Source organism: Pseudoalteromonas sp. CNC9-20 (genome assembly GCF_022347875.1).
In the GTDB taxonomy this organism is placed as follows: Bacteria; Pseudomonadota; Gammaproteobacteria; order Enterobacterales; family Alteromonadaceae; genus Pseudoalteromonas; species Pseudoalteromonas ruthenica.
In genome coordinates, this window is the sequence record NZ_JAKRFS010000001.1 from 301,898 (window position 1) to 321,664 (window position 19,767).

The window sequence follows — 19,767 nt, forward strand, 5'->3', positions numbered from 1 at the left end:
TATCATGTTCTCAGTAGCCCTAACAGTAAGGGATGTAGGCTTATTTATGGGTTCAGGGGGCTGGGGTAGGCTAGGGCAGCGTATTGTTGGGGGTGTTAAATTGTAACTGCGCTGTAAGGGCTAGCAAGCTCGCATATTTACTGGATTGTTGCTAGTTTTGATGTAACTAAAATGTAAAATATTGCTGCTGCAATTACATTGAATACGTATGCATAAGTTTGTTAATAATTTAAGACGAGCGTTAGTATTTTTTGCGACAACAACACGAGCCAAATTGGTGCAGCGCTAACTATCACCAATTGGTCCTAATAAAATGGTTAATCGGGATAAAACACTATGTCTATGTTCAAACCAAGTATGCTAACGCTTGCACTGTTGAGTGCCGGTTTAGGTAGCCAAGTCGCGTATGCTCAAGGCAACGAAGCGCAGGCGCAAGCCGATGAGCAGCAAGATGTTGAAGTGATTGAAGTACGTGGCTTTCGCCGCAGTGTCGTCGAGTCAATCAATACCAAGCGTTTTGCAACAGAAGTGGTCGAGTCGGTCTCAGCAGAAGACATTGGTAAATTACCAGATTCGTCTATTGCTGAATCTATTGCTCGCTTACCTGGTTTGACTGCACAGCGCTTAGACGGTCGCGCATCACGTGTCAGCGTACGTGGTTTTAGCGAAAACGAGAGCGCCACCACCTTTAATGGTCGTGAACAAGTCTCTATCAGCGACAACCGTGGCGTAGAATTCGACCTTTACCCGTCAGAAATTATGAGCGGTGTAACGGTCTATAAAACACCGAGTGCGTCACTTGATGCTGAAGGCATTGCCGGTGTTATCGATATGCAAACAGTCCGCCCGCTAAGCAAGGGCGAGCAGGTCATTCAGTTTAACGGTCAGCTTGAGCAAACGAGTTTCGATAAACTAAATCCAGACGGCGATGACAAAGGCTTCCGTGGTACGGTTTCTTACATTGATCAGTTCGCTGACGATACCTTTGGCGTTGCTTTTGCTTATACAACGATGAGTTCACCCAACCAAGAGAAGCGTTGGAACTCATGGGGCTACCCTGAATTTACCACAGACTCAGGGGATACTTATTCAATCTTGGGTGGGGCGAAACCTTTTGTGCGCTCATCAACGCTTGAGCGTGACTCAGCGATGTTAGTGCTTGAATACGCGCCTACCAGCGACTTGAGCATGACCTTTGACGCGCTTTATGTTGATTTTACTGACGAAAAAATTCTTCGTGGTATTGAAGTCCCGTTTGCATGGGGTCAAGGCTCGATCTCTCCTGAGAGCGCAACGGTTGATGCAGACAGCGGCTTTATAACCAGCGCCTTAACAGAAGGTCAACGCGTTGTCGTTCGTAACGACTTTGAAGAGCGTAAAGCGGATCTGAGTCAGTTTGGCTTTAATGTAGAATACCTCCTTAGTAACGACTGGGAGTTGGAATTTGACGCCAGTCGCTCCGAAGTAGAGCGTCAAGTATGGAGTATCGAAAGCTACTCAGGTACAGGTCGTGGTGACAATAACGGTATTTCCGATAATATCGGTTATGCCTTTGATGATGGCAACACCGGCGCCCAATTCTCGCACCAGCTTGATTACAGCGACTTCAACCTTATTCAATTAGGTGGGCCTTTATCTTGGGGTTCTAGTGCGGCATTAAATAATCAATATGGCTTAACCGGTACGCCATATGAGAACACCGCGCAAGATGGCTTTATTAATGCCCCAGAAGTGGAAGACGAATTAACTACGTTGAAATTGGCCGCTAGCAAGGCAATGGATAACGCCTACATCAGCGGTGTGGAATTTGGCGTGTCTTATCGTGACCGTGAGAAAACCAAGGTCTCTGAAGGCTACTTTATGACTTTGGCTGATTTCTCTTACCCAGAGAACGTCGGCATGCTCGAAGTGCCTGAGCAGTATCGTCTAGGTAGTGCCGATTTAAGCTTTATTGGCATGGGCCCAATGGTCGCTTACGATACTCGTGCACTCGTGGATGACGGTTACTATAATCTGCTGCGTGAAAGCCTAACCGACTCTAAGCACTTAACACGTTCATGGACAGTGCAAGAAGAAGTCACCGCCGCTTTTGTACAAGCCAATATTAATGCAGAGCTAGGTGATATCCCAGTAACGGGTAATGTCGGTGTGCGTTATGTGTATACCAAACAGTCGTCACAGGGTAATGCCTTTAATGTCGTTGATGGCCTCGTTGTTGCCGAACCCACCGATATTAGCCACGACTACAGCAATGTGCTGCCGAGCCTAAACCTTAACTTTGCTCTAGATGAGCAGCAAACGCTGCGTTTTGGTGCGGCGAAAACCATTTCTCGTGCGCGCTTAGATGAAATGAATGCCTCAATCAGCGCCTCGTACAATGCCCAGCAGCCAGATGAAAACGGCAATTATTGGTCGGTATCCGGCGGCAACCCGGAGCTTGAACCCAAAGAGGCGACGGGCTTCGACTTAAGCTATGAGAACTACTTTAGTGAAGAAGGTTACTTCTCGGCAGCGGTGTTCTATAAAGACCTGAACCAATGGATTTTTGACGGTAACTATGAGATTGATATGAACGGCGTGGCGGACCCGGCTACTGGTGAAATTCCACCAAACAGCACCGGTACCGGCTCAGGTAAAATCAATGGCGGTGGCGGTGACCTATGGGGTTACGAGCTTTCCGTGGCATTACCGTTTAACTTATTTGCCGATGAGCTAGAAGGTTTTGGCCTACTGGCCAGCCATACCGGTGTTGAGCAGGATATGGAAGACCCCAATGGCAACGACTATGAATTGCCAGGTTTGTCTGACAGCATTCAAAGCTTAACCTTGTACTATGAGCGCTATGGCTTCACCGCACGTACGAGCATGCGTAAGCGTAGTGACTTTAAAGGCGATATCTACGGTGTGGGTTTCTCAACTGACCAAGTCGATATCCAAGGTGAAACCATCTGGGATGCACAGCTTGGGTATGACTTTGCTGATTCCGGTATTCAAGGCCTAGAGAGTCTAGAGATTACTTTCCAAGTGCAAAACATCACCGAAGAGCCGTTTATCTCGCTACAAGGTGACAATGCCCTGCAAGTACGTGATTACCAAGATTATGGTCGTACCTACTTGCTCGGTTTCAAGTATGAGCTATAACTCTTAACTGTCGTAACTTGTTTAAAAAGCCCTTGAATTTTCAAGGGCTTTTTTGAAGTTAACAGCTAATAGCGGGGCACGCAGAGATGGCAAATATTAATCGGGTGGTGATCTTAGGAGGCGGTACAGCAGGGTGGTTGAGTGCCGCGTTGCTGGAAAAAATTCTGGGTAAACAGCTGAGTATTACCTTAGTAGAGTCCAGTGATATTGGAACTGTCGGTGTCGGCGAAGCGACCATACCGCCGATTGTCGCCTTTAACAACGCCTTGGGGATTGATGAAAAAACGCTGATAAAGCGCACCGGGGCGACGATCAAATTAGGGATCCAGTTTGAAAACTGGGGTCGCAAGGGCGACAGCTACATGCATGCGTTTGGTCATTTAGGTAAAGCGCTGCCCTTTTGTGATTTTCATCACCTTTTTCACCATGCAAAAGAGCAAGGTCTTGGCCATTCGTTGTGGGATTACTCACTTAATTTCCAAGCAGCAAAAGCAGGGCGCTTTGCACCACTGCGGCATTTACCCAATACCCAGTTAGCCGGTACTGAGCATGCGTATCATTTTGACGCCAGCTTGTATGCGCAACTGTTGCGCGAGCGCGCCGAACACTTTGGCGTTCAGCGTATAGACGCTAAGGTTGATAAGGTTGAGCAAAGTGATAACGGCGATGTGCAGGCGTTGGTGTTACAATCAGGCGAGCGCGTAGAAGGGGACTTATTCATTGATTGCAGCGGTCAACGAGCACTGTTGATAGCGCAAACCTTAGGGGTCGGTTTTGAGGATTGGTCACACTGGTTACCGTGCGACCGTGCCATCGCTGTGCAATCGCATCACGGCGACGATAAAGACCCGCTACCTTATACCCGCTCCATCGCTCATGATAGCGGTTGGCAGTGGCAAATCCCGTTGCAGCATCGCGTTGGTAATGGCTTAGTTTACTGCTCTCGCTACCTCGATGACGACCAAGCCAAGGCGCAGTTACTAGCAAACCTTCCCGGTGAGGCATTGCATGAGCCTCGGGTGATCCCATTTCGCACTGGTGCTAGGCGCCAGCAATGGCACAAAAATGTGGTCGCCATCGGTTTAAGCAGTGGCTTCCTTGAGCCCCTTGAGTCCACCAGTATCCATTTGATTCAAACTGCGGTGATCCGCTTATTGAAACATTTTCCACACCAAGGCATTGCCCCCGCCTCGGTGCGTGCATTTAACCGCTTATTTAGCACCGAAATGGCGCAAATTCGCGACTTTATTATTCTCCATTATGCCCTCAATCAGCGCCAAGATAGTCGTTTTTGGCGTTACTGCGCCGATATGGAACTGCCGCCATCTCTCAGCGAGCGTATCGCCCAGTTCCAACAAAGCGGGCAGGTGCACCGCTATCAAGATGAACTCTTTGCCGAAGTGGCCTGGCAGCAGGTATTGATCGGTCAAAACTGTTGGCCTCAACAGCACCACCTACTGGCTGAGCAATTATCAAATGAGCAACTTGATGAATTATTGCAAAGTTTGCGCACACTGATTAATCAGGCAGTGCAAAATATGCCGAGCCACCAACAATTTATTCAAAGGAATCTAAGCTAATGCGTGTATTTATGGTGTTATTAGCCTTATTGGCACTACCCTGTCAGGGCCTCGAAGTGGCGCCAAAACATTGGTGGGTAGGAATGCAAAACCCCGATGTGCAATTACTGCTGCATGCCCCAAATACTGCCCAGCGGCAGTGGCAGTTACGCCCATACGACGGCGTTAAACTAATGCGTCAGCATCATCTTGACTCCGACAACTATCAGTTTCTCAGCGTGCATATCGGTGCCCAGGCGCGTCCAGGCACACTGCAGTTTGTCGCCGACGATGGCACGCAATTTGATTATCAACTCAAGGCGCGGGCGCACGATTCAAAGCAACGTCAGGGTTTTAGCAGTGATGATGTGATCTACCTTATTAACCCCGATCGCTTTGCTAACGGCAACGTGCATAACGATAACCACCCCAGCATGATAGAAAAAGTCGACCGTCAGGCGCGCGACGGCCGCCGTGGCGGTGATTTACAAGGGATAACCGAGCGTCTCGATTACCTAAAGCGCATGGGCTTTACGCAACTATGGCTCACTCCAGCGCGAGAAAATAATATGGCCACGGGGTCATACCATGGGTATGCGATGACCAACCTGTATGCCATCGACCCGCGCATGGGCGGCAATGAGGCCTATTTTGATATGGTGGCGCAAGCCGCTGAGCGGGGTATCGGGGTGATCATGGATATGGTGCCCAATCACATTGGCGTCAATCACCCATGGGTAGCCGATAAACCGAGCCGAGATTGGATTAACAATGGCGGTGAGTTTTTGGCTAATAATCATCGTCGACAAACGGTGATGGACCCCCACAGCAGCGTATACGATCGCACTCGCTTTAACGATGCGTGGTTTGTACCAGCAATGCCCGACCTGAATCAGCGTGTAGACGAGCTGAGCACTTATTTGATTCAGCACAGTATATGGTGGATTGAGCAGGCCGGGCTTAGCGGTATTCGCGTCGATACCAATTCCTATTCCGATAAAGCCTTTATGGCCCGTTGGAGTCAGGCCATTATGGCCGAGTATCCCAACTTCAGTATTGTTGGTGAAGAGTGGACCACCAATCCAGGGATTATTGCTTATTGGCAGCGCGGCAAACACAACCAAGACGGTTTTAGCACCGCCATCAATTCAATGATGGACTTCCCGTTGCAAGCGGCTCTGGTCAAAGCCCTCAATGAAGAGCCCGGTTGGCACACCGGCTGGGTACGGGTGTATCAAAGTCTCGGTAATGATTTTATGTATGCCAACGCCGATGACCTGCTGGTGTTTGCCGATAACCATGACATGAGCCGCATATACACCCAGCTCGGGCAAAGCGTTAACAAAACCAAGTTGGCAATGACACTGATGCTTACTATTCGTGGCATTCCCCAAGTCTATTATGGTACTGAGGTGTTACTTGATAACACCCCTTCGGATGCCCATGGGGATATTCGTATTGAGTTCCCCGGCGGTTTCAGTGGCCATCAAGCCGATGCCATCACTGGGCAAGGCTTGAGCGCAGAGCAAACACAGATGCAAGGCTATCTGCGCACCTTATTGCAGTTGCGCAAACAACATAGCGCGCTGCGTCAAGGTCGGATGGTGCACTTTGCACCCAAGGACAATGTCTACCTTTATGCCCGTATTGATAATGAGCAGCGCATTGTGGTGATATTGAACAAAGGCGGTAAACAGCACCTAGAACTGGCACCTTATGCCGAGATTTTACAAGGCGCAAAGCAGGCCAAAAACCTGCTAAGTGGTGAGATGTTACGGTTAAATCAAACGCTGGCAATCGGCGCTGAACAAGCCATGATTTTAGCACTGCAATAGAGTGAATACGTATGCACGGCATATCAAAGGGGCCGTGGAGAACGTAGTATTTTTGTCATAAAAGAAATAACAAAGTGTACCCATGAAAGACAACAAGTTAACAACCACGCTACTGGCTGGGTCATTGGCTGTAGCCCTGCTAGGCTGCTCTGAAAACACCAGTTCCTCGCACAGCAAAGATGCTGAAAAAGAGCTGCAACAAGATGCCGAGCAAGTACAAAAGCCGGTGGTCTACCAAGTGTTTACGCGCTTATTTGGTAACACCAAGCAAACTAATAAACCATGGGGCACGCTCAGCGAAAATGGCGTAGGCAAATTTGCCGATTTTGATGACAAAGCCCTCGCGGGGATTAAAGAGTTGGGGGTGACTCATATTTGGTATACCGGGGTGTTACACCACGCCACGGTCACCGACTACAGTGACTTCGGACTACCAGGTGATGATCCTGATGTGGTCAAGGGGCGGGCGGGCTCACCCTATGCCATTAAAGATTATTATAACGTTAACCCCGACCTAGCGGCGAAACCAAGCGATCGCTTACAAGAGTTCGAGGCCTTGATTGCTCGTACTCATGAGCAGGGCATGAAAGTGCTTATCGATATTGTGCCTAACCATGTCGCGCGTGATTATCACTCGGTATCTAAGCCCGAGGGAGTAGCGGATTTCGGCGCCAATGACGATACCAGCGTCAGCTATCGCCGCGATAACAACTTTTATTATGTGGTCGGTGAGTCATTTCAGGTACCGCAGTCGCCGCAGTATCAAGTACTCGGGGGGATGAGCCACCCCAAGGCCGATGGCCACTTTGCGGAAACCCCAGCGAAATGGACCGGCAATGGCGCGCGCAAGGCGCAGCCTGATATCAACGATTGGTACGAGACGGTAAAGATCAATTATGGTGTCAAACCCGATGGCAGCTATGACTTCCCGCGTTTGCCTGAGGACTATGCGAACAAAGATTACCGTGCTCACTACCAGTTTTGGCAAGATAAATCCCTACCGGATAGCTGGTATAAATTCCGCGATATCACTCAGTACTGGCTGGCCAAAGGCGTGGATGGCTTTCGCTATGATATGGCCGAAATGGTGCCAGTAGAGTTTTGGAGCTTCCTAAACTCCGCTATTAAAATGACCAACCCCGATGCCTTCTTACTTGCCGAAGTGTATAACCCAAGCCTATATCGCCCTTATATTCACCAAGGGAAAATGGATTACCTGTACGACAAGGTGGGTTTTTATGACACCTTAAAAGCCATTATTCAGGGGCAACAAGGTGCGGATACTTTGCTTGCTAAGCACCAAGAGGTGGCGGATATTGAGCAGCACATGTTGCACTTTTTAGAAAACCACGACGAGCAGCGTATCGCCAGCAGCGATTTCGCCGGCGACATGAACTGGGGCAAGCCCGCGATGACGGTGTCGACCTTAATCGGACGCTCGCCAAGCATGCTCTATTTTGGCCAAACAGTGGGCGAGGATGGCTCCGAAGAGCCCGGGTTTGGCGACCCAACGCGCACCAGTATTTTTGACTACATTGGGGTGCCTGCTCATCAACAGTGGATGAATAACGGCGCCTTTGACGGTGCACTGCTGAGCCCAGAGCAGCGACAATTACGGCAGTTTTATGTCCAACTTATGGCCCTTAATTCGTTGCCTGCCATTGTCGGCGGTGAGCTGCAAAGCGTTGCCAACTCACAACCAAAGCAGGTGGTTAGCTTTGTGCGCCAACTCGCGCAGCAGCGCATTCTCGTGGTGGCTAACTTTGCACAGCAGCCACAGTCTGTGCGTATTGATATCGCCAGTGGCGAGGGAGAAACCTTATTAGGCACAGAGCCACAGTTCGATGCCCAAGGCATCAGCTTAACGTTGCCATATCAGGGTGTCAGTGTGGTGCAATTAGGAAGTAAACAATAATGCAAAATGAAAGACCCAGCTTAAGCTTTTGGCAAATATGGAATATGTGCCTCGGATTCATGGGGATCCAGTTTGGCTTTGCGTTGCAAAACGCCAATGTCAGCCGCATTTTCCAAACGCTCGGAGCAAAAATCGATGACATCCCCATTTTATGGGTGGCGGCGCCGCTTACCGGGCTTATCGTGCAACCCATTATTGGCTATATGAGTGATAAAACCTGGGGGCGCTTAGGACGTCGCCGTCCGTATTTCTTTTACGGTGCGATCGTCACCACGGCGGCCTTAGTGGTGATGCCTAACTCACCAACACTGTGGGTTGCGGCGGGCATGTTATGGATTATGGATGCGTCAATTAATGTCACCATGGAACCCTTTCGTGCATTAGTCGGTGATAACTTGCCGAACAGGCAACGTGCGCTCGGCTACTCACTACAAAGCTTTTTCATTGGCGTGGGGGCGGTGGTCGCTTCCAGTTTACCGTGGATCTTAAGCAATTGGTTTGATGTCAGTAATACCGCTGCCGCCGGAGTAATTCCTCCGTCAGTGCAGTATGCCTTTTACGTCGGCGGTGCGTTCTTGTTGGGATGCGTAATGTGGACGGTGTTTACCACCAAGGAATACAGCCCAGAGCAGCTCGCGGCGTTTAATGACGACGCGCAGGCCAATGCCACAATCGATACCACGCAGGTCATTAACTTTGCTCGCACCTTAGTGGTTAGCGGCCTATTAGGGGCGGCGATTATCGCTGCCGTTGGGGTGATGGACTTAGAGAAAGAGTTGTACTTGCTCGGGGGCTTACTGCTGGCCTTTGCCATGTTACAAGGCATCGCCGCTTGGCAACAGCGCCAAGGCTACACAGGCAACGGCTTTTTCGCAGTGGTACACGATGTTTTCACTATGCCCAAGGCCATGCGTCAACTTGCCTGGGTGCAGTTTTTTAGTTGGTTTTCGCTCTTTGCGATGTGGATTTACACCACGGCTGCGGTGACCAGCTATCACTATGGCAGTGTCGATGTTACTTCTAAAGCTTACAATGATGGTGCTGACTGGGTTGGCGTGCTGTTTGCCGCTTATAACGGCTTTGCTGCGCTGGCCGCACTGGTGATCCCGGTGATGGTGAAGCGTGTCGGTATTCGCATCGCCCATGCCCTTAACTTGCTCTTAGGCGCACTGTCGCTGGCCAGCTTTTTGGTTATTAGTGACCCGGCCTGGCTGATGCTGCCCATGGTGGGAATTGGCTTTGCGTGGGCGTCTATTCTTTCGTTGCCCTATGCCATGCTCTCGAGCGCGCTACCGAGCTCAAAAATGGGCGTGTACATGGGTATTTTCAATTTCTTTATCGTTATTCCGCAGTTGCTTGCAGCCAGTATTCTCGGGCTTATTTTGAAGCATGGCTTTGCCAATCAACCTATTTACGCGCTCATCATTGGTGGCGTGTCTTTTGTGTTGGCAGCGCTTGCACTTACGCGGGTGAAACTTAATCATTAATCTAAGGGTGATACAGTGAAAGTATTAAACGCAATTGCCAGTGCCATGGTACTGGCAACGGTGGCGGGATGTAACAGTGCCGCCCCCACAGCGAACAGCGATAGCGCGCCGGGGGCTCCTGGCGATAAACCGTTTTGGGCGTATTCGGGGAAAACCGGTATTGGTACCTCTTATGAGGCTTATCAACAAGGTCGTTACGATGACAACAGTGCCACAGGCACGGTATCAAAAGTGTGGTTCTCCTTGGCAAAAGGGATGATCACCGAAACCATGTTTGGGTTGATTCACCAAGCGCAAATTCGTGACATGCAATTTATTGTCAGTGGTGCGGACTTCGTTGTCGCTGAAAGCGATGGTCTTAGCAATCGCGTGGAATACCTTGATGTCGACCCCCAAGGGCGACCGACATCATTGGCATACCGGGTAACCAGTGAGGATAGCCAAGGGCGCTTTCGCATTATTAAAGATATCTTTACCGACCCGGATGCGCAGTCACTGATGGTGCGAGTGCGTTTTCAGGCCAATGAGCCAGGGTTGCGAGCACATGTGCAGGTGAACCCTTATGTGAATAATGATGGCGTTGACGACCGGGCCAAAGTTGCCGACGATGCCCTTATTGCTTATTCCGGAGCCCATTACCTAAGCTTGCAAAGCGCCAAGGGTCTTAGTGACGGCTCCGTTGGTTTTGTTGGTCAATCGGATCGCTACTCGCAGCTTAAAGCGCGCGGTGAGTTCACGCGCTATCAAAGCACTGGCGAGCAAGCGGGGAATGTCGCCATGAGTGCCACACTCGGCGAGATAAGCGAAAACAGCCAGTTTGATCTGGTGTTAAGTTATGGCAACAGTGAACAAGACGCGCTTGCTCAGGGTCAAAAAACGCTGAAGCGTGGCTATGACAAGGTGCTTGCGCACTATAATGGGGATGGCGATGCCATTGGCTGGCAGGATTATTTGCAGAGCTTGCAGCTCGAGCGTCTCTATGATGCCAGCACCGATGGCGGCAAATTACTCAATACCAGTGCCTTAGTGCTCAAAGCGCAGGAAGACAAAACCCATGCTGGGGCATTGATTGCCTCTTTATCAAACCCATGGGGTGATACCGTGGCCGCAGAGCAAGGCCATACTGGCTATAAGGCGGTATGGGTACGCGACTTTTATCAAGTTGCTATGGCTTTTCTAGCTATGGGGGATACGCAAACGGCAAAAGCGGCGTTTAACTATTTACCTAAGGTCCAGGTACGAGAAGATACCCCAGGCAACCAAGGCGATACCGGCTGGTTTTTACAAAAGACCCATGTTGACGGTGAATTAGAGTGGGTGGGGGTGCAACTGGATCAAACCGCAATGCCTATCATGCTCGCCTGGAAACTATACAAAGGCGGGGTGCTGTCGAAAAACGAACTCACTCAGTGGTATCGTACCATGCTGCAGCCGGCTGCAGACTTCTTAGTCGAAGGGGGACTGGCAAAAATCCTGTGGAATGACACCCAGATCACCCCGCCTTATACGCAGCAGGAGCGTTGGGAAGAGCAAGCAGGCTACTCGCCTTCTACTACCGCCGCCGTAGTAGCTGGATTGATCAGTGCCGGGGAAATTGCCAAGCTAAGCGGTGATACCGACAGTGCCCAGCGTTATTTGGCAACGGCGAAGCAGTATGAGCAAGACATTGAAGCCTTGATGTTTACCAGTAAAGGTACATTAACGGGTGAAGCCAGCGATGGCCGCTATTTTGTGCGTATCGCTCAGGATGAAAATACCAATGGCGATACCCGGCTGGCAGCAAACAATGGTCGTGCCGGTATGGACAAAAAGCAGATTTTAGATGGCGGCTTTTTAGAACTGGTGCGCTATGGCGTGCGTGGTGCAGACAGCGAGTCGGTGACTGCGTCTCTGCCTGAGTACGACGACCAAAGTCTCGTCGATAATCTGCGAGTCAAATATACCTTTACCGATGAGCAGGGGCGCGCCTATCCCGGTTGGCGTCGCTATGGTAATGACGGTTACGGCGAAGATGAAAAACGGGGCAGCAACTATGCCGAGGGCGGCAATAATACCGACGGTCAGCGCGGTCGGGTATGGCCCTTTTTCACCGGTGAGCGGGGTCACTATGAAATTGCCGCAGCCAATGCCGTACGTGGCGGGCTCACTGCGCAAGACTATCAGCGTATCCAGCACACCTATGTGTTCGGTATGGAAGCCTTTGCTAATAAGGGCATGATGCTGCCAGAGCAAGTGTGGGATGGTGTCGGTGTCAACCCGTTCGGCTATGAGCTTGGCGAGGGCACAAACTCGGCCACGCCACTGGCGTGGACCCACGCCGAATACGTGAAGCTGCTGCGCTCATTGACTGATAAGACAGTATGGGACCATTACCCCATTGTTGAGCAAGCGTTGAAGTAAACGACCTTGAGAAATACAAGCCGCTGGCGTTATCGCAGCGGCTTTTTTATGAGCAAATTATCGGCAACAGGCTGCGCGCAATGGGACTAACGGCTGGATTGGCGCACGATAAGCTGCGGAGGCAAAATGCTATTCGCTAAGTCGACTTCTTGCTCACCGATCAGGCTGAGTAAGTTCGCCACCAACATCTGTCCGGCCAAAGTGGTATTTTGTTGGACGGTAGACAGCGGGGGCGTACAAAAGCGCGCCACTGCTAAGTCATCGAAACCAACGACTGACACATCATGGGGGACCCGAAGTCCCGCCTCTTGCAAAGCACGAATGGCGCCTATGGCGATTAAGTCGCTAGCACCGAATAGAGCGTTAAAGGTAATGTTGTTGGCCAGTAAGGATTTGGTCGCTTGATAACCGGATTCTTCGGTAGAAATAGCGGTGGCCATTTTACGCTCGCTTACATGTTTGCCGTGATCTTGTAAGCGTTGCTCGAAGCCCTTAAAGCGAGCGCTAAATTCTGGGCTGTGGTGTGAGGCGTCTCCAATAAACGCACAATCAGTGCGACCCAATTCAATAAAGTGCTCTGCCACTAAGCGCCCCCCATACTGGTTATCACAGCTTACCGTGAGCTCTGGACGGCCATCCACATTAGCGCCCCAGCAAACGAACTTAGTATTGGTATCTAATAAGCGGGCGAATTTGGCTTGGTAGTCAATGTAATCCCCGTAGCCAAGCAAAATAATGCCATCGGCACGATGACTTTCAGCGTAATCGGCGTGCCAGTCATTACTACTGGATTGAAAGGACACTAACAGGTCATAGCCTTCTTTGGCGCAAGCGCGGGTAATAGATCCCAGCATGGATAAAAAGAAAGGATTAATCTGCGACTCGTCTGAAGTAGGGTCTTCAAATAAGAGTACCGCCAAAGTCGAGCTTTGTTGCGCCCGTAAATTACTGGCGTTTTTATCCACCTTGTAATTTAGCTTGCGCGCGACTTCAACCACTTTACGCCGTGTCTCCTCATTTACCAATGGGCTCCCTCGTAGGGCACGGGAAACCGTGGACTGAGAAACCCCAGCATAATGGGCAATGTCGAAAGAGGTGGCTTTACCTTTCATGTATTTCCTCATAGAGCGCTCGCAATAGTCCACGACAATACAGCCAAGTACCATTAAAGAGAAGCGAAGTGTCTGCAAAAAACGGGCATTTTGCTACATTTTTGCCGCAAACTGAAAATTTTTATTGATTCATAGCTGACACCGGTGTCATAATGTCGGCGTTTTATCATTTTGTTGTCACAAAACGGTTTGGCTGCCCGCTGCCCGGGCAGCACTTTTTTCAGTAGCGCGAAAAAAGTACAGCTAACATAAAGTTAATAAGTTTATACCAGTTAAGTCAATGGTGAAGAAAAGCGCGGCCTACACACCCACACCATGACGCTGGATAAATAACAAGAGAATACATTATGAGTCCAGCGAGTACACAGGCAGAGAGCAAGGTGCCATTCGCACCCATTTTGGTCGCTGATATTGGCGGCACTAATGCGCGTTTTGCGCTGATCACCGACTACCTCCCCAACGACAACGAGTTTGTCATTAGCCATCGCCATACCTTTCCTAGCAGCGATTTCAGCACCTTTGAAGATGCGATTAGTGAATACATAGCGCAATTATCAGACATCACTATAAGCCGAGCTTGCCTTGCCGTTGCAGGGCCCGTTAAGGGTGAAGAAGTGATGCTGACTAATCTCGGCTGGCACTTCAACGTTACCCAGCTGAAAGCGCGCTTCGACTTTAGCAATTTACAGGTTATCAATGACTTCGCGGCGTTTGCCTATGCCGCGCCTTATCTTAATGCCAGCGATAACATTGTTGTTAAACAAGGCCAAGCACAGGCACAGGCTAATATTGCTGTGTTTGGTCCCGGCACCGGTTTCGGTGCTGCTTGTTTAGTGCGCTCTCAAGGTAATCAAGCGGTGATGAGCTGTGAAGCAGGGCATATTAGTCTTGCACCAGTGACAGAGCTGGACCGACAACTCCATAACGTGCTGCGCGATGAGTTGCAGCATGTTTCGGTAGAGAATGTCTTTGCTGGCCCCGGCATAGCAAGGCTGTATCAGGCCATGGCTAAGGTTGAGGGGGCGCAGGTCAATGAGCTCGATGCAGCGCAAATTGCTGCGCTTGCACAAAGTGGTGAATGCCATATCGCTACCAAAACACTGAATCACTTCTGTGACTGGATAGGTAGTGTGGCTGGTGATATCGCCTTGAGCTTTGGCGCTCTGGGCGGTGTGTATATTGGCGGTGGGATTTTGCCGCGCATGCACGAGCGCTTGCTTAATAGTCGCTTTAACGAGCGTTTTATCGCCAAAGGCATGATGTCACAGTACAATAGTCAAATTCCGGTGACCTTGGTGTGCCAAGAGAATATTCCTTTTATTGGCGCTGCGGCGTGTATCCACCAAGGGCAGAGTAAGGACTAAGTTGCGCGGATTATGAAAAAGATAACGATTAATAGTGTTGCCAGTTACGCCGGCGTATCCAAAAAAACTGTGTCTCGGGTATTAAACAACGAGCCTAATGTCAGTGATGCGACCCGAGAAAAGGTGCTTAAAGCCTTTAAAGAGCTGGATTATACGCCGAATCCCATTGCTCGGGGTCTAGCGCGCAATCGCAGCTTTATTATTGGTTGTCTTTACGATAATCCGTCAAAAAGTTACATCACGCGTTTGCAAAGCGGTGCACTGGCAGCGTGCCATGAGCATGGCTTTAATTTGTTGATCCATCCTTGTGAGTTGCGCGCAGAGGCGTTACTTGAAAATATAGAACAGCTGCTGCAAACCTCGCGTCTAGATGGTTTGGTACTGACTCCGCCGTTTTCAGATCATGCGGAGTTGGTGGCGTTTTTGCGCAAAAAAGGCGTGCCATTCGCCCGAGTCGCCTCGGTGAAACTTGATGACGACTCTATTTCTGTGCGCAGTAATGACGAGCAGGGCGCTTTTGAGATCACCGAGCTATTGATTAATATGGGGCACAAAGATATCGCCTTTATCAAAGGTCATCCCGATCACAGTGCTACCGAGCAGCGCTTTAATGGTTATCGACGAGCGCTCAAGCAACACGGTATTGAATATCAAGAACGGCTAGTGGAAGAGGGTAACTTCTCCTACCATTCTGGTGCCGACAGTGCACGCACCATTTTACATTTAAACCCTCGGCCTACGGCGGTTTTTGCCTCGAACGATTACATGGCCGCAGCGGCGCTCAAGTTAGCAACGCAAATGAACTTGAAAGTACCGGATGATATTTCCATTGCAGGTTTCGATAACGCGCCGATAGCCCGTCATATTTGGCCCGGTTTGACGACCATCGCGCAACCGGTTGAGGAAATGACGCGTCTTGCGGTTGACCACCTGATAGAGCAAATCAATCATGCCACCGATGAGCAGCAAGAGGGCGAGCAGCGTCAACCTCTGCAGCTGACCCTCGAAGCCGAATTGATTACTCGTGAGTCCACGGCGGCACCGAAAGCCTAAATAGCAACCAAATCCCAATTGCAACTGGCCCATATTCAGCTCGCTGATATGGGCCTTTTTGTGATCTAACCAACTATACTTTGAGTCACATTACACCCTGACTAGCGCTGTTATTTTTTCGTTTTTATTTGGTAAATAACTCGCAACATAGAAATTTTAAACTAAATTTATAGACAGGGTTGACACCGGTGTCAAAGGTGTGAGTTAATAACCCTGACACCGGTGTCAGCTTGGTTGTGAGAGACGAGTTGGCAGCGTACCTTTGAACGGGTAAATCAAAGCTGCTCAGTACTTCATTGCCTTGGAGTCGGTATTGAAGTACTGAGCCTTTTATCCACCAACGGCAAGAAGAGCAGAATTATGTTGCATCCGCGTATTAAAGAAGTCACCGAACGAGTTATAGAGCGCAGCAAGGCGACACGCCAAGCGTATCTAGCTCGTATGAACGAAGCCAAATCTCAAGAGCGCGTTCGAGCCGGTATCGGGTGTGGCAATTTGGCCCACGTGATGGCCGCCTGTAGCAGCGACGATAAAGCTCGCTTAAGTGGCGACGAAAAACCAAACCTCGCTGTCATTAACGCCTACAATGACATGCTTTCCGCGCATGTACCTTATAAAGAATACCCTGACCTTATTAAACAAGTAGCGAAAAAATTTGATGCCACTGCGCAAGTCGCTGGTGGCGTACCTGCGATGTGTGATGGTGTCACCCAAGGCCGTGATGGCATGGACCTTTCGTTATTCTCCCGTGATGTTATCGCTATGTCCACGGCAGTGGCATTGTCTCATGATGTATTTGATGGCGTGTTTTGCCTCGGGGTGTGCGACAAAATCGTCCCAGGCCTAGTGATTGGTGCCTTATCATTCGGTCATTTACCGGTTTACTTTTTACCTGCAGGGCCGATGCCTTCAGGCATTCCAAATAAAGAAAAAGCCCGTATTCGTCAAAAATTCGCGCAAGGATTAGTGAGTCGTGAAGAGCTCCTTAAGGCCGAGAGTGAGTCTTATCATAGTGCCGGTACATGTACCTTCTATGGCACCGCAAACTCCAACCAAATGCTAATGGAAATCATGGGCTTACATTTACCTGGAAGCTCTTTCATTAATCCTTATACAGAGTTACGCGATGGCCTCACTGCCAATGCGGTAGAAACCATGCTTAAGCAACTCGTAGAGAGTAAAGACGCAGTGCCCATGGCCGAGGTGATGAGCGAGAAAACCATCATTAATGGTCTAGTTGGTCTACTGGCGACGGGTGGTTCAACCAACCATGCCATTCACCTTGTGGCTATTGCCAAGGCTGCAGGGGTGGAATTGACGTGGAAAGACATGTCTGACCTATCTGAAATCGTGCCACTGTTGACGCGTATTTACCCCAACGGCCATGCCGATGTAAACCATTTCCAAGCCGCAGGCGGCATGGGCTTTTTAATGAAGCAACTACGTGATAAAGGCCTGTTGCATAACGATGTAAAAACCATTCTTGGAGAAGGGCTCGACCCTTACACCACTGAGCCTCGCTTAGATAAAGATAGTAACCTGATCGTTTCTGACGCCAGCGGCCCAAGCAAAGTGAAGTGGGTGCCATGCCCTGACAATTCACATGATGAGGACGTGTTACGTCCAGCGGATAATCCTTTCCATCGTAGCGGTGGTTTACAGTTATTAAGCGGTAATTTAGGTAAAGCAGTCATTAAAGTGTCTGCGGTCCAAGAGCAGCACCAAGTAGTGAGTGCGCCAGCCAAGGTGTTCTCAGATCAGGCCGAGCTTCAAGCCGCCTTTGGTCGTGGTGAACTGAACCAAGACTTTATCGCAGTTATCAAAGAGCAAGGTCCAAAAGCCAAAGGTATGCCGGAGCTACATAAGCTGACACCCGTTATGGCCAGCCTGCAAGACCAAGGTTATAAAGTGGCGATTGTCACTGACGGGCGCATGTCTGGTGCCTCAGGCAAAGTGCCTGCGGCGATTCACTTGGCGCCCGAGGCAGTTGAAGGTGGCCTAATCGCAAAAATTCGCGAAGGCGATTTAATTACCTTAGATGCGCCAAGCGGCGAGCTAAAAGTACACGTCAGCGATGAAGAGCTTGCCCAGCGTGAAGTGGAGCTGGTGCACACAGGGCCAACCTTTGGCACCGGTCGTGAGCTTTTCGCTGGTTTTAGAAATATTGTCAGCAGTGCAGATTTAGGGGCGAGCGCCTTTGCGCCAGCTTACGAACAACAATAATTGCGCTGGGAATGAGGACAAACTATGTCAATTGAACAGATTTTAACATCGGCACCAGTCGTGCCAGTGGTTGTTATCGACCGCTTAGAAGATGCCGAACCGCTAGCGAAAGCTTTATACAACGGCGGTCTTAAAGCACTGGAGATCACCTTGCGTACACCCGTTGCTGCAGAAGCAGTAAAGGTGATGAAACAGGCCGTTCCTGATGCGTATGTAGGCACCGGTACGGTGATTGATAAAGCCACATTTGATGCCTCTATTGCAGCCGGAGCTGACTTTATGGTCAGTCCCGGTGTTAACGACCAACTGCTAGAGCTTGCTAGCCAGTGCGATACCCCTTTCTTGCCCGGAGCGGCCACGCCAAGCGAAGTAATGAGGCTCGCTGAGCGTGGCTTCTCTTTTTTGAAGTTTTTCCCTGCCCAGGCAGCAGGAGGCCCAGCGATGCTTAAGTCTATTGGTGGGCCATTACCTGGAGTGAAGTTTTGCCCTACAGGTGGCATTAGTTTAGATACCGCACCCCAGTATTTGGCCCTTAACAACGTAGTCTGTGTGGGCGGAACTTGGATGCTAGATAAAACACTTATTGAAAAACAGGACTGGCACGCAATTGAGCAGCTCGCACGTCAAGCCAGCCAACTGAAATAGTCGAGGGGAGAGTAAGATGATTAAAGTTGCTATTAACGGATATGGCCGTATTGGTCGCAACACTTTGCGTGCACTGTACGAGTCTGGTTTAAATACTGATATTCAAATTGTTGCCATTAATGACTTGGCGCCGGCGAACGTCAATGCACACCTAACACAGTTCGATTCCGTGCACGGCCAATTTTCGCAAAAAGTAACCTTGCAAGATGATGTGATGGTGATTGGCAGTGATGAAATTAAGCTGGTACAAGAGCGTGACCCAGCGAACTTGCCGTGGGCAGAGCTGGGCGTCGATATTGTCCTCGAATGCACAGGCTTATTCACCAAACGTGAAGGCGCCGCTAAGCACATTGAGGCGGGTGCCAAGAAGGTGATTGTCTCAGCACCAGGTACTGATATGGACGCCACCGTCGTTCATGGTGTTAACGATGATGTTCTCGATGCCAGCAGCACGATTATTTCTAATGCCTCTTGCACCACCAACTGTTTAGCACCCGTAGCCAAAGCACTGAATGACAGCATCGGTATAGAGCAAGGCAGCATGACGACGATTCATGCTTACACCAATGACCAAAATTTATCTGATGTATATCACCCCGACCTTTACCGTGCCCGTAGCGCCACGCAGTCGATGATCCCTACCAAAACTGGCGCTGCTAAGGCCGTTGGTTTGGTACTTCCAGAGCTGGCAGGCAAACTTGATGGCATGGCGGTACGAGTACCGACCATCAATGTGTCTTTGGTCGATTTGACCTTTGTTGCCAAACGCGACACCAGTGCGAGCGAAGTCAATGAAATCGTCAAAGCCGCAGCCCAAGGTGCGATGAGCCAAGTGCTTGATTATAACGAGCTACCGTTGGTTTCTATCGATTTTAATCATAACCCTGCATCATCAGTGTTTGATTCAACGCAAACCAAGGTCGATGGTAAATTGGTTAAAGTAATGGCTTGGTACGACAACGAATGGGGATTCTCAAATCGGATGTTAGATCAAGTGAAAAACTTAGCACAGTTTTTATAGTTCCATTGTTGT

Annotated in this window: 12 protein-coding genes; 11 read left to right on the forward strand and 1 reads right to left on the reverse strand. The window is 49.8% G+C overall.

Annotation, left to right across the window (positions count from 1 at the left end):
• Positions 1–336 precede the first annotated feature (336 nt).
• The 6 genes from MHM89_RS01380 (at position 337) to MHM89_RS01405 (ending at position 12,337) form a co-directional block, all read left to right on the forward strand.
• Positions 337–3,141: a TonB-dependent receptor gene (locus MHM89_RS01380; protein WP_239407891.1), complete on the forward strand. Its 2,805-nt coding sequence runs from the start codon at positions 337–339 to the stop codon at positions 3,139–3,141.
• 86 nt (positions 3,142–3,227) lie between these two features.
• Entirely contained in the window at positions 3,228–4,721 is a 1,494-nt protein-coding gene (locus tag MHM89_RS01385; RefSeq protein WP_239407892.1) for a tryptophan halogenase family protein, read from the forward strand.
• A complete protein-coding gene (locus MHM89_RS01390; RefSeq protein WP_239407893.1) occupies positions 4,721–6,535 on the forward strand; it encodes a glycoside hydrolase family 13 protein in 1,815 nt (604 codons plus the stop codon). Before MHM89_RS01385 ends, MHM89_RS01390 begins: the two co-directional genes overlap by 1 nt.
• An 82-nt stretch (positions 6,536–6,617) precedes the next feature.
• Positions 6,618–8,450, forward strand: coding sequence for an alpha-amylase family glycosyl hydrolase (locus tag MHM89_RS01395; protein ID WP_239407894.1), 1,833 nt, complete (start codon positions 6,618–6,620; stop codon positions 8,448–8,450).
• Positions 8,450–9,937, forward strand: coding sequence for an MFS transporter (locus tag MHM89_RS01400; RefSeq protein WP_239407895.1), 1,488 nt, complete (start codon positions 8,450–8,452; stop codon positions 9,935–9,937). Before MHM89_RS01395 ends, MHM89_RS01400 begins: the two co-directional genes overlap by 1 nt.
• A gap of 45 nt (positions 9,938–9,982) precedes the next feature.
• On the forward strand, positions 9,983–12,337 hold the full coding sequence (locus MHM89_RS01405; RefSeq protein ID WP_239408092.1) for a glucan 1,4-alpha-glucosidase: 2,355 nt from the start codon (positions 9,983–9,985) through the stop codon (positions 12,335–12,337).
• An 86-nt stretch (positions 12,338–12,423) separates the two neighbouring features.
• On the opposite strand, the gene MHM89_RS01410 is transcribed toward MHM89_RS01405, so the two are convergent.
• Complete coding sequence (locus MHM89_RS01410) at positions 12,424–13,449, reverse strand: LacI family DNA-binding transcriptional regulator (RefSeq protein WP_239384091.1); 1,026 nt, start codon at positions 13,447–13,449, stop codon at positions 12,424–12,426.
• 347 nt (positions 13,450–13,796) lie between these two features.
• Between MHM89_RS01410 and glk the strand changes: the two genes are divergently transcribed.
• From glk to gap, 5 genes are all read left to right on the forward strand, one after another.
• Entirely contained in the window at positions 13,797–14,813 is a 1,017-nt protein-coding gene (gene glk, locus MHM89_RS01415; protein WP_239407896.1) for a glucokinase, read from the forward strand.
• 12 nt (positions 14,814–14,825) lie between these two features.
• A complete protein-coding gene (locus tag MHM89_RS01420) occupies positions 14,826–15,866 on the forward strand; it encodes a LacI family DNA-binding transcriptional regulator (RefSeq protein WP_022945105.1) in 1,041 nt (346 codons plus the stop codon).
• 360 nt (positions 15,867–16,226) lie between these two features.
• Positions 16,227–18,089, forward strand: a complete 1,863-nt coding sequence (edd, locus tag MHM89_RS01425; protein ID WP_045978380.1) for a phosphogluconate dehydratase — start codon at positions 16,227–16,229, stop codon at positions 18,087–18,089.
• Positions 18,090–18,113: 24 nt separating this feature from the next.
• On the forward strand, positions 18,114–18,734 hold the full coding sequence (locus MHM89_RS01430; protein ID WP_022945107.1) for a bifunctional 4-hydroxy-2-oxoglutarate aldolase/2-dehydro-3-deoxy-phosphogluconate aldolase: 621 nt from the start codon (positions 18,114–18,116) through the stop codon (positions 18,732–18,734).
• Between the two features lie 16 nt (positions 18,735–18,750).
• Entirely contained in the window at positions 18,751–19,755 is a 1,005-nt protein-coding gene (gene gap, locus MHM89_RS01435; protein WP_022945108.1) for a type I glyceraldehyde-3-phosphate dehydrogenase, read from the forward strand.
• Positions 19,756–19,767: the final 12 nt, after the last annotated feature.

Coding starts and splice junctions, on each gene's coding strand:
- MHM89_RS01430 (WP_022945107.1), top strand. CDS start 18,114: ATGTCAATTGAACAGATTTTAACATCGGCACCAGTCGTGCCAGTGGTT.
- MHM89_RS01410 (WP_239384091.1), bottom strand. CDS start 13,449: ATGAAAGGTAAAGCCACCTCTTTCGACATTGCCCATTATGCTGGGGTT.
- MHM89_RS01420 (WP_022945105.1), top strand. CDS start 14,826: ATGAAAAAGATAACGATTAATAGTGTTGCCAGTTACGCCGGCGTATCC.
- gap (WP_022945108.1), top strand. CDS start 18,751: ATGATTAAAGTTGCTATTAACGGATATGGCCGTATTGGTCGCAACACT.
- MHM89_RS01395 (WP_239407894.1), top strand. CDS start 6,618: ATGAAAGACAACAAGTTAACAACCACGCTACTGGCTGGGTCATTGGCT.
- edd (WP_045978380.1), top strand. CDS start 16,227: ATGTTGCATCCGCGTATTAAAGAAGTCACCGAACGAGTTATAGAGCGC.
- MHM89_RS01385 (WP_239407892.1), top strand. CDS start 3,228: ATGGCAAATATTAATCGGGTGGTGATCTTAGGAGGCGGTACAGCAGGG.
- glk (WP_239407896.1), top strand. CDS start 13,797: ATGAGTCCAGCGAGTACACAGGCAGAGAGCAAGGTGCCATTCGCACCC.
- MHM89_RS01400 (WP_239407895.1), top strand. CDS start 8,450: ATGCAAAATGAAAGACCCAGCTTAAGCTTTTGGCAAATATGGAATATG.
- MHM89_RS01405 (WP_239408092.1), top strand. CDS start 9,983: ATGGTACTGGCAACGGTGGCGGGATGTAACAGTGCCGCCCCCACAGCG.
- MHM89_RS01390 (WP_239407893.1), top strand. CDS start 4,721: ATGCGTGTATTTATGGTGTTATTAGCCTTATTGGCACTACCCTGTCAG.
- MHM89_RS01380 (WP_239407891.1), top strand. CDS start 337: ATGTCTATGTTCAAACCAAGTATGCTAACGCTTGCACTGTTGAGTGCC.